Source organism: Roseomonas elaeocarpi (assembly GCF_042433915.1).
GTDB lineage: Bacteria > Pseudomonadota > Alphaproteobacteria > Acetobacterales > Acetobacteraceae > Roseomonas > Roseomonas elaeocarpi.
Map to the genome: position 1 here is coordinate 57,723 of NZ_JBHLUN010000007.1, position 14,113 is coordinate 71,835.

Below are 14,113 nucleotides of genomic sequence, written 5' to 3' on the forward strand. Positions count from 1 at the left end.
GGCGCCACCCTTCGTGCCAGGGGGAGGGTCGTGCCAGGGGAAGGGGCAGGCCGCCACGTCCCGCCGCGCCTGCTTGCTGGCCCTGGTGCGATCTGGTAGCGACCGGCCCCTGTTTCCGGGGATCGGACCTGTGGGAGCCCGGACCGGTGGAGGCGCGGGTGACCGTGGGTTCCCGGTCAGCGGCGTCCTGCCGGCCGGCCACCTCCCCCGACCGGCACAGCCGGACCGGCAAAGCCAGACTGGCACAGCGTTGAAGGAAGATCCCCCGCCGATGCGCAAGAAGTTCCTCGTCACGGGCGGCGCCGGCTTCATCGGCTCCGCCGTGGTGCGCAAGCTGATCCGCGACACCCCGCACGAGGTCCTGGTGGTCGATAAGCTGACCTATGCCGGCAACCTCGAATCCCTGGGGCCGGTGGCCGACAGCGACCGCTACCGCTTCCTGCAGGCCGACATCGCCGACCTCGCGGCCATGCGCGCCGCTTTTGCCGAGTTCCGGCCCGACACGGTGATGCACCTGGCGGCCGAGAGCCACGTGGACCGCTCGATCGACGGGCCCGGCGAGTTCCTCCAGACCAACGTGGTGGGCACCTTCACCCTGCTGCAGGCGGCGCTGGACCACTGGCGCGGGCTGGACGAGGCCGGGAAGGGGGCCTTCCGCTTCCACCACATCTCCACCGACGAGGTGTTCGGCTCACTGGGCGCGGAGGGCTTCTTCCGCGAGGACACGCCCTACCAGCCGAACTCGCCCTACTCGGCCTCCAAGGCGGCCTCGGATCACTTCGTGCGCGCCTGGCACCACACCTACGGCCTGCCGACGGTGGCCACCAACTGTTCCAACAACTATGGCCCCTACCACTTCCCCGAGAAGCTGATCCCGCTCACCATCCTCAACGCGCTGGAGGGCAAGCCCCTGCCGGTCTACGGGAAGGGCGAGAACATCCGCGACTGGCTCTACGTGGACGATCATGCCGAGGCGCTGATCCTGGTGGCGGAGCGGGGCGTGGTGGGCGAGACCTACAACATCGGCGGCCACAACGAGCGCACCAACATCGACGTGGTGCGCGCCATCTGCGCCCTGATGGACGAGATGGCGCCGGCGGAACGGCCGCATGCCGAACTGATCACCTTCGTGACCGACCGCCCGGGCCATGACGCCCGCTACGCCATCGACGCCGGCAAGATCGAGCGCGAGCTCGGCTGGCGCCCGGCGGAAACCTTCGAGACGGGGCTGCGCAAGACCGTGCGCTGGTACCTCGACAACCGCGCCTGGTGGGAGAGCGTGCGCTCCGGCTCCTACCGTGGCGAGCGCCTCGGCCTCAGCGCGTAAAAGGCGATCCCCATGCTCGACGTCGAAACCACCGCCATCCCCGAGGTCAAGGTGATCCGCCCGAAGCGGTTCGGCGATCACCGGGGCTTCTTTTCCGAGGTCTACAACCAGGCGCGCTTCCGCGAGGCCGGCATCACGCTGGACTTCGTGCAGGACAACCATTCCCTGTCGGCCGAGGTCGGCACGGTGCGCGGCCTGCATTTCCAGAGCCCGCCCTTCGCGCAGGACAAGCTGATCCGCGTGGTGCGCGGCGCCATCCTGGACGTGGCGGTGGACATCCGCCGTTCCTCGCCGACCTACGGCCGGCACGTGGCGGTGGAGCTTTCGGCCGAGAACTGGGCGCAGATGCTGGTGCCGGCGGGCTTCGCGCACGGCTTCTGCACGCTGACCCCGGATGCCGAGGTGCTCTACAAGGTCACCGGCCTTTACGCCCCGGACCACGACCACGGCCTCGCCTGGGATGACCCGGCACTCGGGATCAACTGGCCCGTTTCGGCGGAAGCGGCGATCCTGTCCGACAAGGACCGCAGGCACCCCGTCCTCGCCGACCTGCCCACCTACTTCGCGTGAACCGCCCCATGCGCATCGCCGTCACCGGCCGCGAGGGCCAGGTGGTGCAGTCGCTGATCGAGCGCGCCGCCCACCACGGCGTCACCGTCGTGGCGGTGGGCCGCCCGGCGCTCGATCTCGCCCGGCCCGAAACCGTGTTGCCCGCCCTGCGCGACGCGGCGCCGGACCTGGTGGTGAGCGCCGCCGCCTATACCGCGGTGGACAAGGCCGAGAGCGAGCCCGAACTGGCCGAGCGGATCAACGGCGCCGGTGCCGGTGCCGTGGCCGCCGCCGCGGCCGCGATCGGCGTGCCGGTGGTGCACCTGTCCACCGACTACGTCTTCGACGGCACGCTCGACCGCCCTTACCGCGAGGACGACCCCACCGGCCCGATCGGTGCCTACGGCCGCTCCAAGCTGAGCGGCGAGCGGGCGGTGGCCGCCGCCAATCCCGACCACGCGATCCTGCGCACCGCCTGGGTGTATTCGCCCTTCGGCGCGAACTTCATCAAGACCATGCTGCGCGTCGGCGCCACGCGCGACGAGCTGACTGTGGTGGCCGACCAGCAGGGCTGCCCGACCGCGGCCCTCGACATCGCCGACGCGGTGATCGCGGTGGGGCGCAACCTCATCGCTTCGCGCAATGAGGCCTCGCGCGACGAAGCCTTGCGCGGCGTGTTCCACATGACCGGCAGCGGCAGCACCAACTGGGCGGAGTTCGCCAGCACCATCTTCAGCATCTCCGCCCGCCACGGCGGGCCGGAAGCGCGCGTGCGGCCGATCACCACCGCCGAGTACCCGACACCGGCCAGGCGCCCTGCCAATTCCCGCCTCGACGGCACGAAGCTCACGCGGGTTCACGGCGTGACGCTGCCCGACTGGCGCCTTTCCACCGAACGCTGCATCCTCCGCCTGCTCGCCGCGGCGGCCTGAGACACACCGAGGAACACGCGACCATGAAGGGCATCATCCTCGCCGGCGGCAGCGGCACCCGGCTGCACCCGATGACGCACGTCACCTCGAAGCAGCTGCTGCCGATCTACGACAAGCCGATGATCTACTACCCGCTTACCACGCTGATGCTGGCGGGCGTGCGCGATATCCTGATCATCTCGACCCCGGCCGACCTGCCGCGCTTCCGGGAGCTGCTGGGCGACGGCAAGGAATGGGGCATCAGCATCTCCTATGCCGAGCAGCCGAAGCCCGAGGGTCTGGCGCAGGCCTACATCATCGGCGCCGACTTCGTGGGCAACGACTGCTCGATGCTGGTGCTGGGCGACAACGTGTTCTACGGCCACGGCCTGCCGGACCTGCTCAAGCGCTCCTGCGCGCGCGACGCCGGCGCCACCGTCTTCGCCTACCGGGTGAGCGACCCCGAGCGCTACGGCGTGGTGGATTTCGACAAGGACTTCCGCGCCCTGTCGATCGAGGAAAAGCCGCTCAAGCCCCGCTCCAACTGGGCGGTCACCGGCCTGTATGTCTACGACCCGCAGGTGGTGGAGATCGCGGCCAAGCTGAAGCCGTCGCCGCGCGGCGAGCTCGAGATCACCGACGTGAACAACGCCTACTTGGAGCGCGGGCAGCTGCAGGTTGAGCTACTGGGCCGTGGCTTCGCCTGGCTGGACACGGGCACGCCCGACACACTGCTGGAAGCGGGCGAGTTCGTGCGCGCCCTGGAAAAGCGCCAGGGCTTCCGCATGGCCTGCCCGGAGGAGATCGCCCACAGCCTCGGCTGGATCGACACGGCGCAGCTGATCGCGCTCGGCCGTAAGCTGCAGAAGAGCACCTACGGCCAGTACCTGCTGCGGGTCGCCGAGGGCGGCTGAAGGCCGGCGGCGCGTCCCGCCGTAGGCCCCCCACCATCGGCTTAAGGGGCCGATGGCGGAAAGAAGTGCCGCTCCACCAGCGCGCAGACCACGTGCGCCGCGGTGATGTGCAGCTGCTGCACCACCGCTGTCTGCCCGGCCGGCGCCAGCAGCGTGGCGTCGCAGCGCTCCGCCAGTGCCCCGCCGTTGCGGCCCGTGAAGCCGAACACGTGCAGCCCCATCTCCCGCGCCGCCTCGGCCGCCAGCAGGATGTTGGGGGAGCGGCCGGAGGTGGTGATCCCCAGGAACACGTCGCCCGGCCGTCCGATCGCCCGCACCTGGCGTGCGAAGACCTGGTCAAAGCCGTAGTCGTTGCCGATCGCCGTCAGGGCCGAGGTGTCGGTGGTCAGCGCGATCGCCGCCAGCGGCGCGCGGTCGTACATCAGCCGCGACACGAACTCCGTCGCGATGTGCTGCGCGTCCGCGGCGCTGCCGCCATTGCCCGCGAGAAGCAGCTTGCCGCCGGCACGCAGGCTGCGGCAGGTCGCCTCCGCCACGCGGAAGATCACCTCCTGCGCCGCCGTGTCGGCCGCGAGGTCCTCGGTGGCGCGAACGGACTCCGCGAGGTAATCCCGTGCGTAGCGGCGCTCGGTCTCGTGCATGGTGGGGGCTCCGGGGCTCGGCGCATGGCGTGTGGTTGCGGCGTGGTTCCGTGCCGGGCGGCAGGAAGCGTGGTCGCTGGCCGCGTCCTGGGGCACCCTGGGCAGGCGGCTCCGGACGAGGCCGGGCGGCTCATACCATCGCCGCGCCACCGCATGAAGCCGGCGCGGCGACGGCCTGCCGGGTGGGACGCGGGGCCGGCAAGGGGGCGCACCTTCCCGCGTGTCGCGGGATGCCGCCGCGTCGTTGTTGGAGAGGATAACTGGTGGGAGGTTGGCGCGCCCTGGCGGCGCAGTTCCTGCGCTTCGGCGTGGTGGGCGCCACGGGCGTCGTGGTGGATTCGGCGGTGCTGCTGCTGGCGCTGCGGCTGGGCTTCGGCCCTTATGGCGGGCGCGTGCTGTCCTACCTCGTGGCGGCCACGGCGAACTGGGCGCTGAACCGGGCCTGGACCTTTCGCGGCAACGGGGCCGCGATGGGGCGCGCGCAGCAGTGGGGGCGCTTCCTGATCGTGAACCTCGCGGGGTTCGTGGCGAACTACGGCACCTACGCCCTGCTGCTGAACACCGTGCCGGCGGTGCGGGACCAGCCGGTGATCGGGGTGGCGGCCGGGGCGCTGGTCGGGATGACCGGCAACTTCGCGCTGTCGCGCCGCTACGTGTTCCGCCCGGGCTGAAACCAGGCCGGGGCCTGGCCCTGAACCGGCGTCAGCCCGCCGCCACCCTGGCGCGCCAGTCGGCCAGCATGTCATCGAGCGTGCGCTGCCAGGGCGTGGCCGGGCGCCAGTCCAGGGTCCCCCTGGCGGCGGCAACGCTGCCCGCGGTGCGCTCCAGGTCGGTGGGGCGCAGGCGCGCGGCCTCGGCCTCGACCCGCACGCCCTTCAGGCCCGCGCGCTCGATCAGCCCGTCGAGGATGTCGCCCACGCGGCGCGGCGTGCCGGTGGCGAGGTTGAGCACCGTGCCCGGCGGCAGTTCCGGCCGCACGAGCGCCGCGGCATAGGCGGTGCAGACGTCGCGCACGTCGAGGAAGTCGCGCCAGCGGTCCAGCGCGCCGGTGCGGATCACCGGCTCCTGTTGCCCGACCTCGATCAGCGCGACCTGCCGCGCGAAGGCGGCCACCACGTAGTCCGGCGACTGGCCGGGGCCGGTCTGGTTGAAGGGGCGCAGCCGCACGGCGTCGAGGCCGCGCAGCGCCATCTCGCCCACCGCGAGGTCGGCCGCGGCCTTGGAGGCGGCGTAGGGATTGGCCGGCTGCATCGGCGCGTTCTCGTCCAGCGGGGTGCCGGCCTGGAAGCTCAGCCCGTAGACCTCGGCCGAGGAGATATGCAGCAGCCGCGCCGCCGGACGCTCCGCCAGGATCGCTTCCGCCAGCGCCAGCGTCCCGTCGAGGTTGGTGCGCCAGGTCAGCCGCGGGTCACGGAAGGAAGCGCCCACCGAGGCCTGGGCCGCCAGATGCACCACCGCGTCGGGCGCCAGCGCGCGGATCGCGGGGCGCAGATCGGTCGAGAGCAGGTCGAGCGTGACCGTCTCGTCGGCGCCCGCCACCTTTCCGTCGCCGTGCCGCGTGGTGGCCACCAGCCGCGCGCCCGGCAGGGCGGCGCGCAGCATGGGCAGCAGGTGCCGCCCCACGAAGCCGCCCGCGCCGGTGAGCAGGACGCGACGCGGCCCCGCTGCGATCCCTGGTTCCGCTTCCGGCCCCGCGCCCGCCACGGCTCAGCCCATCCGCACCCGGTGGCGGGCGAGGTCGGCTTCCACCATCTCGGCGATCATGTCCTCGAGACTGGTTTCCGCCTCCCAGCCCAGCTTCTGCCGGGCCTTGGCGGCGTTGCCGAGCAGCACGTCCACCTCGGCGGGGCGCAGAAAGGCGGGGTCGACCTTCACGAACTCCTCGTAGTCGAGGCCCACATGCGCGAAGGCGATGCGGCACATGTCGCGCACCGTGGTGGTGCGGCCGGTGGCCACCACGTAGTCGTCGGGCGTGTCCTGCTGCAGCATCATCCACATGGCGCGGACGTAGTCGCGGGCGTGGCCCCAGTCGCGCTTGGCGTCGAGGTTGCCCATCTTGAGTTCGGTGGCCAGGCCCAGCTTGATGCGGGCCGCACCGTCGGTGACCTTGCGGGTGACGAACTCGATGCCGCGCAGCGGGCTCTCGTGGTTGAACAGGATGCCCGAGCTGGCGTGCAGCCCGAAGGACTCGCGGTAGTTCACGGTCATCCAGTGGGCGTAGAGCTTGGCCACCGCGTAGGGCGAGCGCGGGTAGAAGGGCGTCGTCTCGCTCTGCACCGGCTCTTGGATCAGCCCGTACATCTCGGAGGATGAGGCCTGGTAGAAGCGGGCCTTCGGGGCGGCGAGGCGCACCGCCTCCAGGATGTTTCCGGCGCCCAGCGCGGTGACCTGCCCGGTCAGCAGCGGCTGGTTCCAGGAGGTCTTCACGAAGCTCTGCGCGCCGAGGTTGTACACCTCGTCCGGCTGAACCTCCTGCAGGATACGCAGCAGCGAGCTCAGGTCGATCAGGTTGCCGTCCATCATCCGCACGCGCTGGGCGATGCCGAGCCAGCGCAGGCGCTCGTCGATCACGTCGCCCGAGGAGGAGCGGCGCAGCAGCCCGAACACCTCGTAGCCCTTGTCCAGCAACAGCTGCGACAGGTAGGCGCCGTCCTGTCCCGTCACGCCCGTAATCAGTGCTCTCGCCATGCGTGCCTGGTCTCTGCCTTCTCGGTCGTCGCGCTACACCTTCCTTAAAACACATTGTGCCCGGCGGGAACGCCGAAGGGCTGCCCGGGGTGCAATGGCGCGCAAGGAACCATCCTCAGGTTGCGGTGCGGCAAAGAGATGGGTGTCCTGCCGGCGGCGGCTTCCGCACTGGCGGGTCGCCCGGCAGCGGGAAGGCAGGCAGCCCGCCGCCGAACCGCCGGAGGCCTGCCGGCGCAAGGGCAGGCAGGGGTTCAGGATCGTCCGTGAGGGGTGGCCATGGGTCGTGCTCCCGGCTACTCCGCCGGGGGCACGGTTCCTGCTAATGGCCTCGTCGATGGCCTCCAGGGAGCCCCTCGAACGGCCCCCTGACAGGCTTCCCACCAGCTTCCCAGAGGTGTCCCGGCCTGCCTGCCCGCAGGCTTCCCGGTGGCGCCCGCCAGGGCTGCGGCGACCACCCCGCAGCCGCCAACCAGCCGGAGACCCGACCGACGTGGCGATCCTTTGCCGCCTGCACACCGCCTACGGCGACGCCCTGATGGCCTCCCTGCGCGCCGCCCTGCCGGAGGAGGAGCTGCGCCCCTGGCCCGAGACCGGCGACCCGGACGAGATCGAGATCTGCATGGTGTACCGGATGGAGCCGGGCTTCCTCGGACCCTTCCGCAACCTGCGCATGATTTCCTCCACCGGGGCGGGGATCGACCATTTCCTGGGCGATCCGGCGCTGCCGCGCGACGTGCCGCTGGTGCGCGTGGTGGACGAGGAGTTCGCCTCGCGCATGGCGGACTACGTCCTCTGCTGGACCATGTTCCACCACCGCGACGTGGCACATTTCCTTGCGGCGCAGCGGCGCCGTGAATGGGCCTATCGCACCATGCGCCCGGCAAGCGAGGTTTCGGTCGGCGTGATGGGGCTGGGACAGATGGGCGGCCTCACGGCGCGGCGCCTCGTGGCGCAGGGCTACCGCGTGCGCGGCTGGTCGCGCACGCCGCGCGAGATCGAGGGGGTGGAAAGCTTCCACGGACGCGAGGGCTTCGGGGCGTTCCTGCGGGGCACCGAGATCCTGGTGAACCTGCTGGCGCTGACGCCGGAAACCCGCGACATCCTGTGCGCCAGCACCTTCGGGCAGATGCCGGCGGGGGGCGTGGTGATCAGCGCCGGGCGCGGCGGGCACCTGGTGGAAGAAGACCTGATCGCGGCGCTGCGCTCAGGCCAGCTGCGCGGCGCCACCATCGACGCCTTCCGGCAGGAGCCCTTGCCGCCGGAACATCCCTTCTGGACGACGCCCGGGCTGGTGGTGACGCCGCACGCTTCCTCCACCGCCTCGCTCGAGACCACGGTGAACAGCTTCCGCGAGAACGTCCGCCGGTTACGGGCCGGGGAGCCGCTGCTGCACCGCGTGGACCTCGACCGCGGCTACTGAGGCGACGGCGGGGCCGCCGGCGGCTACTCGCCGATGCTGCCCAGTGCGCCGGTTTCGCGCGCCCGGCGGAACTGGCGGAGGAACACCCAGCTCATCGCCGCCATCCAGAGCGCGTCCAGCGCAAAGGCGGCGCCGAGATGGTTCCAGGCGATGCGCCCGTCCAGCAGCGCGGCGCGCATTCCCTCGAAGACGTGCGCGGCCGGCAGCGCCCAGGACAAGGGCTGCACCCAGACGGGCAGCGAGGCCACCGGGTAGAACACCGCCGCGAAGGGGGCGAGGCCGAACAGCAGCGACCAGGCCAGTGCCTCGGCCCCCGCGCCGTGGCGCAGGATCATCGCGATCACGCCCAGCGACACCGCCCAGCCCATCAGCAGCAGCGCCGCGAAGAACAACACGATCACCGGCCCCATCGCGAAGACGCCGAAGCCGTAGAGCAGCCAGGCCAGCCCCGCCGCCGGCAGCACCGCCACCACGGTGCGCAGCAGCGACAGCACCATGAAGCCGCCCAGCATCTCGCGCGGCCTGAGGGGCGAAACGAAGATATGGCCGAGGTTGCGCGACCAGATCTCCTCCAGGAAGGAGAGCGACATGCCCATCTGGGAGCGCAGCGCCACCTCCCACAGCAGCACGCCGCCCAGCAGCGCGCCCGCCGCCACGGCAGCGCTTCCGGCGGCGCCGGGCTGGTTCAGCGCCGCCTGGCTGGTGATCCAGCGGCTGGTGAAGCCCCAGAGCAGGATCTGCAACACGGGGAAGTACATCAGCTCGATCACCCGCGGCCAGGAGCGGCGGTAGAGCGCCAGGTGCCGGTACACGAGGCCCCAGACGCGGCGCAGCGCCGGGCGCATCACGCTTCTTCCCGCAGGTCGGCTACGGTGGGGTCGGTGGCCCGGCGCTCCCCGCCGCCCGGCGCCGCGCCGGCCGCCGTCCCCGTGTCGCGGGCGATGTCGAGGAAGACCTGTTCCAGGTCGTCGCGGCCGTAGCGGCGCACCAGCGCCTCGGGCGATCCCTCGTCCACCAGCTGCCCGCGGCGCAGCATCAGAACGTGCGAGCACATGCGCTCCACCTCGGCCATGTTGTGCGAGGCGAGCAGGATCGCGCAGCCGCTCTCGGCCCGGTAATTCTCCAGCCGGGTGCGGATCCAGTCCGCCGTGTCGGGGTCGAGGCTGGCGGTGGGCTCATCGAGCAGGAGCACCTCGGGCCGGTTCACCAGCGACTTGGCCAGCGCCGCGCGGGTCTTCTGCCCGGCCGAAAGCTGCCCCGCCGGGCGGTCGATGAACTCCCCCAGCGACAGCGAGGCCGCCAGCTCCTCGATCCGCCGCTCGGCCTTGGGTACGTCGTAGAGGTGGGCATAGACGCGCAGGTTCTCGCGCACGCTCAGCCGCGAGGGCAGGGCGACGTAGGGCGAGGAAAAGTTCATCCGCGCCAGCGCCCGGAAGCGGTCGCGCGCCATGTCGTGGCCCAGCACCTGGATCTGCCCCGCGCTCGGCACCAGCAGGCCCAGCAGCATGGAGATCGTGGTGCTCTTGCCGGCGCCGTTGCCGCCCAGCAGCCCCCAGGTGGCGCCGCGCGGCATCGCGAAGCTCAAGCCTTTCACCGCCTCGTGGGCGTCGTAGCGCTTGCTCAGGTCCTGGACCAGGATCGCGTCTTGCATCACCGCCGATCCTTAAGGGCTCCGGCGGGCGGGCGGCACCCCCGCGCACATGACGTTTCGGCGCGCAGGACGCGTGCTTGGGTCAGTCGCCGCGACGGCGCTGGATCGCGCGGCCCTGGAACAGCCGCAGCCCCGCCTCCCACCCCCAGGCGATCGCGGCGGCGGTGTCGCAGCCGGCGAGAACCACCTCCGGCCAGTCGCGGCGCAAGCCCTCGCGCAAGGATTGCGCCGCCGCCGGCAGGGCGGGGGAGAAGCCGATCCGCAGCCCGTCCACCGCCAGCGCGCGGGGCGGGAGGTAGCGCAGCGCCTCGGGCTCACCCACCTCCAGCACCAGGCGGTAGCCGCGGCTGCGCACGAAGTCCCGGGCGAAGCGGAAGCCGGCGGCGTCGCGCAGCACCTCCGCAGCGCCGATGCCCAGCGTCAGCAGGGGGCGCAGCGAGCGCGGCAGTTCCCGGTCGAGGCGCAGGAAGCTTTCGCCCGCCAGCGCCGAGAGCGGCAGCGGCAGGTGCAGCGGCGCGGGTTCCCCCAGCCAGCCCCGGCGCGACAGCAGCGAGCGCAGGAGGCGGCTGCTCAGCGCCTCGGCCAACGGCCCGGCCAAGCTGCCCGGTTCGCAGCCGTCCAGGAGCTGTTCGCGCACCGCCTCGGGCATCGGGCGAACGTCCTCGCGCACCGGCTCGAAGCGCGCATCCTCGGCGGGTAGCCGGCAGATCGTCTGTCGGGCGTGCAGCGGCCAGACATCGGCCTGCGCCAGCGCCCGCTCCGCCGCCCGCAGCCCCGCGGCGTCGAGCCGCCCGAGCGAGGGCATGGGCGCGTCGGGCACCAGGCCCAGGCTTTCTTCCAGCGCCGCCAGCACCGCCGCCCCTTCCTCGGGCAGGCGCATCGGGCGGAACACGCGGCCGAGCACTTCGGCCTCCAGCGCGCCGGCCAGCGCTTCGCGCGTCGCGGCGATGATGCCGGTGCCCGCGACGCGCGGGGTCAGCGCCACCACCGCGAAATCACCGTTGGGCAGGTGGAAGCTGCGACCCTGGGCGCTGTTGGGCGGGCGCACCGCTTCGCGCAGGAGACGGTGGTGGTGCGGCCGGTCCATGCCGCTGGGCAGCGCCGAGAAGCGCAGCCAGGCGACTTCGCGCGGGCGGTCGTCAGCGGAACAGTCGCGCAGCAGGGCCGCCAGCTCGGCCGCGTTGCCGGCGGGCGGCTCGGCCAGCAGCGCGAGGCTCATGCCGCCACCTCATGGAGCAGCCGCGCCGGGTCGTGACAGCCGGCACGCGCGGTGGCGGTGGTGCCCTCGGCCCGGGCGAGGCACTGGGCGGCGCTGCACCCCGCCCGGTGCGAACAGTTGCGTCGCCGCGTCGCCGCCAGCAGTCGCGACGGGTGGGCGCCGCTGAAACGGCCGATCCCCTGGGCGAGGCCCCAGGCCAGCGCGGCCTCACCGTCCACGCCGTCCAGCACCAGCCGGCCCGGGTCGAGCGTGGCGGCGAGGCGCGGTGCCAGCGCCGCCAGGGCCGGGCTCCAGCAGAGGTGCAGCGCGGCGCCCGGCAGGTCGCGCAGGGCGCAGAGTTCCAGGGTTGCGGCCTCGAGCCCGCCCAGCGCGAAGGGACCGGGAGGCAGCACCCCGAGAACCGTGTCGGGTGGCAGCACCGGCAGCACCGGCAGGGGGAGGGCGCTCAGGGCCGCGGCGGCCTTGCCCGGCGCGTCGAGGTGCAGCGGCACCCCCGGCGCCCCGCCCAGCAGCGCCGCGCGGCCTTCCTCGTCCTCCAGTGTTGCGGCCAGCGTCAGCGCGGCGGCCTCGGCGGCGTGCAGCGCGGGCGGCGCGTCGGTGGGGCCCCGGTGCCCCATTCGCAGCCCAGCCAGGCGCGGCAGGCCTCCGGGCACCAAGCCCATGATCGGCTCGCGAAAGAGTTCCAGGGGGCTGGCTGCCGGCGAGTCTGCGGCGGTGGGCGGCACGGTTCCGGCCGCGACGGCGCCGGGCGGCGGCTGTTCGGCCCAGCCCAGCGCCGGGCGCCCGAACAGCGGCAGCAGCGCCGTCAGCGCCCCTTCCAGCACCGCTTCCGGCGCGGCCAGCAGGAGCGGCCCGGCCGGCGGGACCTCCAGCAGCAGCCCGCCCGAGTCGCGTGCCAGGACACCCAGGAGGTGCCGCGCCACCCGCCGCCGGGACCCCGCGCTTCCGGGTCGGAGCACCAGCCATCCTCCGGCGGGCCATCCGCCAGTGGGCGGCGCGGCGCCGGGCAGCGGCTGCCGGCCCGGTGCTGCACTCAACGCGGAGGGGCTGGGGCGGCCCGTGGCGGCGCCCGGGGCGGAACTCCCCGCGGCATTCTGCTCGGCGGGCGACGTGCGGGGGGCGGGGTTCGGACGCATCGGCGAAGCACGAACTGTCACGGTTCCGCTTAAGACATTCCTTACGGGCACGCCGCCCGCCTGGGCGCCACCCGCCCGGGTTGCGAACGACGCAGCCTTGTGCGCCCCCGCGACCCTGGGCTAACCCGTGGGGTGATGAACGGCCCCTCGCCGGAAACCCCGGTTCCTCACGACCTCGCGGAGGCCGTGCGCAGTCTGAAGCGCGCCTCCGTGCTGGTGGTGGGCGACGCCATGCTCGACCGGTTCGTGTATGGAACCGTCGCCCGCGTTTCGCCCGAAGCGCCGATCCCCGTGCTGGCGGTGGAGCGTGAGGTCGCCATGCCCGGCGGTGCCGGCAACGTGGTGCGCAACCTCACCGCCCTGGGAACCCCGGTCGCCTTCCTGTCGGTGGTGGGCGACGACCAGGCGGGCTCCGACCTGACGGCGCTGATCGGCGGCCAGACGGGCGTGGAGCCCTGGCTGCTGGTGCAGGGCGGCCGCGCCACCACCACCAAGACCCGCTTCGTGGCGCAGGGGCAGCAGCTCCTGCGCGCCGACCACGAGAACCCGGCGGCGATCCACAGCCGCCTCGCCGACCGGCTGGTGCGCATCGCCCAGGACACCATCGCGGCGACCCGGGTGATGGTGCTGTCGGACTACCTCAAGGGCGTGCTGTCGGGCGACGTGCCGCAGCGCCTGATCGCCGCCGCCAAGGCCGCCGGCCGCAAGGTGGTGGTGGACCCCAAGGGTACGGATTACAGCATCTACGCCGGCGCCGACCTCGTGACGCCCAACCGCAATGAGCTGCGCCTGGCCACCGGCCGATCCATCGAGAGCGAGGGCGCGCTGGTGGATGCCGCCCAGGCGCTGCGGGCGCAGCACGGCTTCGGCGCCGTGCTGGTGACGCGTGCCGAGGATGGCATGACCCTGGTGGAGGATGGCAGGGTCCATCACTTCCCCGCCGCGGCACCCGAGGTCTACGACGTGTCGGGCGCCGGTGACACGGTGGTGGCGGTGGTGGCCGCCGCCATCGCGGCCGGCCTGCCCGTCGCGGTGGGCGCGCAGCTGGCCAACATCGCGGCCGGCATCGTGGTGGGCAAGGTCGGCACCGCCGTGGCGCGCGAGGACGACATCCTGGAGGCGTTGACGCCCGAGCGCGGCACGCTGCGCAAGGTCATGTCGCGCGCCGCCGCCGCCGAGCAGGCGGAGCGCTGGCGCCAGCGCGGCTACCGCGTCGGCTTCACCAACGGTTGCTTCGACCTGCTGCATCCTGGCCACGTCCACCTGCTGGAACAGGCGCGGTCTTGGTGCGACCGGCTGATCGTGGGCGTGAATTCCGACGCCTCGGTGTCGCGGCTGAAGGGTCCCACCCGCCCGATCCAGGGCGAGGCTGCGCGCGCCGCGGTGCTGGCCTCGCTGGCGCCGGTGGACCTCGTTTCGGTGTTCGAGGAGGACACCCCCACCGAGCTGATCCGCCTGCTGCGCCCCGACGTGCTGGTGAAGGGCGCCGACTACACCATCGAGCAGGTGGTGGGCGGGGAGCTGGTGATGGAATGGGGCGGCGAGGTGAAGCTGGCCCAGCTGCTGCCGGGCAACTCCACCACCGCCACGGTGGCGCGCATCCGCGGCTGAACCCGGCCGCCCGGTGGCCGACCGGGTGGTAGCCTGCCCGGTGGCC

At 72.6% G+C, this 14,113-nt stretch carries 14 protein-coding genes; 7 read left to right on the forward strand and 7 right to left on the reverse strand.

Features of this window, described 5'->3' with window-relative positions:
- Window positions 1-271 precede the first annotated feature (271 nt).
- The 4 genes from rfbB to rfbA are packed head-to-tail and all read left to right on the forward strand — an operon-like array spanning window position 272 to window position 3,701.
- On the forward strand, window positions 272-1,327 hold the full coding sequence (gene rfbB, locus ACFFGY_RS10365; protein ID WP_377044415.1) for a dTDP-glucose 4,6-dehydratase: 1,056 nt from the start codon (window positions 272-274) through the stop codon (window positions 1,325-1,327).
- A gap of 12 nt (window positions 1,328-1,339) precedes the next feature.
- Window positions 1,340-1,897, forward strand: a complete 558-nt coding sequence (gene rfbC, locus ACFFGY_RS10370) for a dTDP-4-dehydrorhamnose 3,5-epimerase (RefSeq protein ID WP_377044416.1) — start codon at window positions 1,340-1,342, stop codon at window positions 1,895-1,897.
- An 8-nt stretch (window positions 1,898-1,905) separates the two neighbouring features.
- A complete protein-coding gene (gene rfbD, locus ACFFGY_RS10375; protein ID WP_377044417.1) occupies window positions 1,906-2,808 on the forward strand; it encodes a dTDP-4-dehydrorhamnose reductase in 903 nt (300 codons plus the stop codon).
- A 23-nt stretch (window positions 2,809-2,831) separates the two neighbouring features.
- Complete coding sequence (rfbA, locus tag ACFFGY_RS10380) at window positions 2,832-3,701, forward strand: glucose-1-phosphate thymidylyltransferase RfbA (RefSeq protein ID WP_377044418.1); 870 nt, start codon at window positions 2,832-2,834, stop codon at window positions 3,699-3,701.
- A 41-nt stretch (window positions 3,702-3,742) separates the two neighbouring features.
- On the opposite strand, the gene ACFFGY_RS10385 is transcribed toward rfbA, so the two are convergent.
- Window positions 3,743-4,342 carry a D-sedoheptulose 7-phosphate isomerase gene (locus ACFFGY_RS10385; RefSeq protein ID WP_377044419.1) on the reverse strand — a complete coding sequence of 200 codons (600 nt, stop codon included), beginning with the start codon at window positions 4,340-4,342 and terminating at the stop codon, window positions 3,743-3,745.
- A 263-nt stretch (window positions 4,343-4,605) separates the two neighbouring features.
- On the opposite strand from ACFFGY_RS10385, the gene ACFFGY_RS10390 reads away from it, so the two are divergent.
- On the forward strand, window positions 4,606-5,013 hold the full coding sequence (locus ACFFGY_RS10390) for a GtrA family protein (protein ID WP_377044420.1): 408 nt from the start codon (window positions 4,606-4,608) through the stop codon (window positions 5,011-5,013).
- 31 nt (window positions 5,014-5,044) lie between these two features.
- Here the strand turns inward: ACFFGY_RS10390 and ACFFGY_RS10395 are convergent, their stop codons facing one another.
- Both ACFFGY_RS10395 and gmd read right to left on the reverse strand, forming a co-directional pair.
- Window positions 5,045-6,046, reverse strand: a complete 1,002-nt coding sequence (locus ACFFGY_RS10395) for a GDP-mannose 4,6-dehydratase (protein ID WP_377044421.1) — start codon at window positions 6,044-6,046, stop codon at window positions 5,045-5,047.
- 3 nt (window positions 6,047-6,049) lie between these two features.
- Window positions 6,050-7,030 carry a GDP-mannose 4,6-dehydratase gene (gmd, locus tag ACFFGY_RS10400; protein ID WP_377044422.1) on the reverse strand — a complete coding sequence of 327 codons (981 nt, stop codon included), beginning with the start codon at window positions 7,028-7,030 and terminating at the stop codon, window positions 6,050-6,052.
- A gap of 490 nt (window positions 7,031-7,520) precedes the next feature.
- Between gmd and ACFFGY_RS10405 the strand changes: the two genes are divergently transcribed.
- Window positions 7,521-8,450, forward strand: coding sequence for a 2-hydroxyacid dehydrogenase (locus ACFFGY_RS10405; RefSeq protein ID WP_377044423.1), 930 nt, complete (start codon window positions 7,521-7,523; stop codon window positions 8,448-8,450).
- A 23-nt stretch (window positions 8,451-8,473) separates the two neighbouring features.
- On the opposite strand, the gene ACFFGY_RS10410 is transcribed toward ACFFGY_RS10405, so the two are convergent.
- The 4 genes from ACFFGY_RS10410 to ACFFGY_RS10425 form a co-directional block, all read right to left on the reverse strand.
- Window positions 8,474-9,295 carry an ABC transporter permease gene (locus ACFFGY_RS10410; protein ID WP_377044424.1) on the reverse strand — a complete coding sequence of 274 codons (822 nt, stop codon included), beginning with the start codon at window positions 9,293-9,295 and terminating at the stop codon, window positions 8,474-8,476.
- Complete coding sequence (locus tag ACFFGY_RS10415; protein ID WP_377044425.1) at window positions 9,295-10,101, reverse strand: ABC transporter ATP-binding protein; 807 nt, start codon at window positions 10,099-10,101, stop codon at window positions 9,295-9,297. Before ACFFGY_RS10415 ends, ACFFGY_RS10410 begins: the two co-directional genes overlap by 1 nt.
- Before the next feature lie 82 nt (window positions 10,102-10,183).
- On the reverse strand, window positions 10,184-11,320 hold the full coding sequence (locus ACFFGY_RS10420) for a hypothetical protein (protein WP_377044426.1): 1,137 nt from the start codon (window positions 11,318-11,320) through the stop codon (window positions 10,184-10,186).
- A complete protein-coding gene (locus tag ACFFGY_RS10425) occupies window positions 11,317-12,279 on the reverse strand; it encodes a hypothetical protein (protein ID WP_377044427.1) in 963 nt (320 codons plus the stop codon). The genes ACFFGY_RS10420 and ACFFGY_RS10425 overlap by 4 nt, the downstream gene beginning before the upstream one ends.
- A 312-nt stretch (window positions 12,280-12,591) precedes the next feature.
- On the opposite strand from ACFFGY_RS10425, the gene rfaE1 reads away from it, so the two are divergent.
- Window positions 12,592-14,067: a D-glycero-beta-D-manno-heptose-7-phosphate kinase gene (gene rfaE1, locus ACFFGY_RS10430; protein ID WP_377044428.1), complete on the forward strand. Its 1,476-nt coding sequence runs from the start codon at window positions 12,592-12,594 to the stop codon at window positions 14,065-14,067.
- The last annotated feature ends 46 nt before the right edge of the window (window positions 14,068-14,113 follow it).

Bases quoted from the DNA above. Each gene is read 5' to 3' on its own strand.
- ACFFGY_RS10420 (WP_377044426.1), bottom strand. From the start codon at position 11,320: ATGAGCCTCGCGCTGCTGGCCGAGCCGCCCGCCGGCAACGCGGCCGAG.
- rfbB (WP_377044415.1), top strand. From the start codon at position 272: ATGCGCAAGAAGTTCCTCGTCACGGGCGGCGCCGGCTTCATCGGCTCC.
- rfbA (WP_377044418.1), top strand. From the start codon at position 2,832: ATGAAGGGCATCATCCTCGCCGGCGGCAGCGGCACCCGGCTGCACCCG.
- ACFFGY_RS10415 (WP_377044425.1), bottom strand. From the start codon at position 10,101: ATGCAAGACGCGATCCTGGTCCAGGACCTGAGCAAGCGCTACGACGCC.
- ACFFGY_RS10385 (WP_377044419.1), bottom strand. From the start codon at position 4,342: ATGCACGAGACCGAGCGCCGCTACGCACGGGATTACCTCGCGGAGTCC.
- rfaE1 (WP_377044428.1), top strand. From the start codon at position 12,592: ATGAACGGCCCCTCGCCGGAAACCCCGGTTCCTCACGACCTCGCGGAG.
- rfbC (WP_377044416.1), top strand. From the start codon at position 1,340: ATGCTCGACGTCGAAACCACCGCCATCCCCGAGGTCAAGGTGATCCGC.
- gmd (WP_377044422.1), bottom strand. From the start codon at position 7,030: ATGGCGAGAGCACTGATTACGGGCGTGACGGGACAGGACGGCGCCTAC.
- ACFFGY_RS10410 (WP_377044424.1), bottom strand. From the start codon at position 9,295: ATGCGCCCGGCGCTGCGCCGCGTCTGGGGCCTCGTGTACCGGCACCTG.
- rfbD (WP_377044417.1), top strand. From the start codon at position 1,906: ATGCGCATCGCCGTCACCGGCCGCGAGGGCCAGGTGGTGCAGTCGCTG.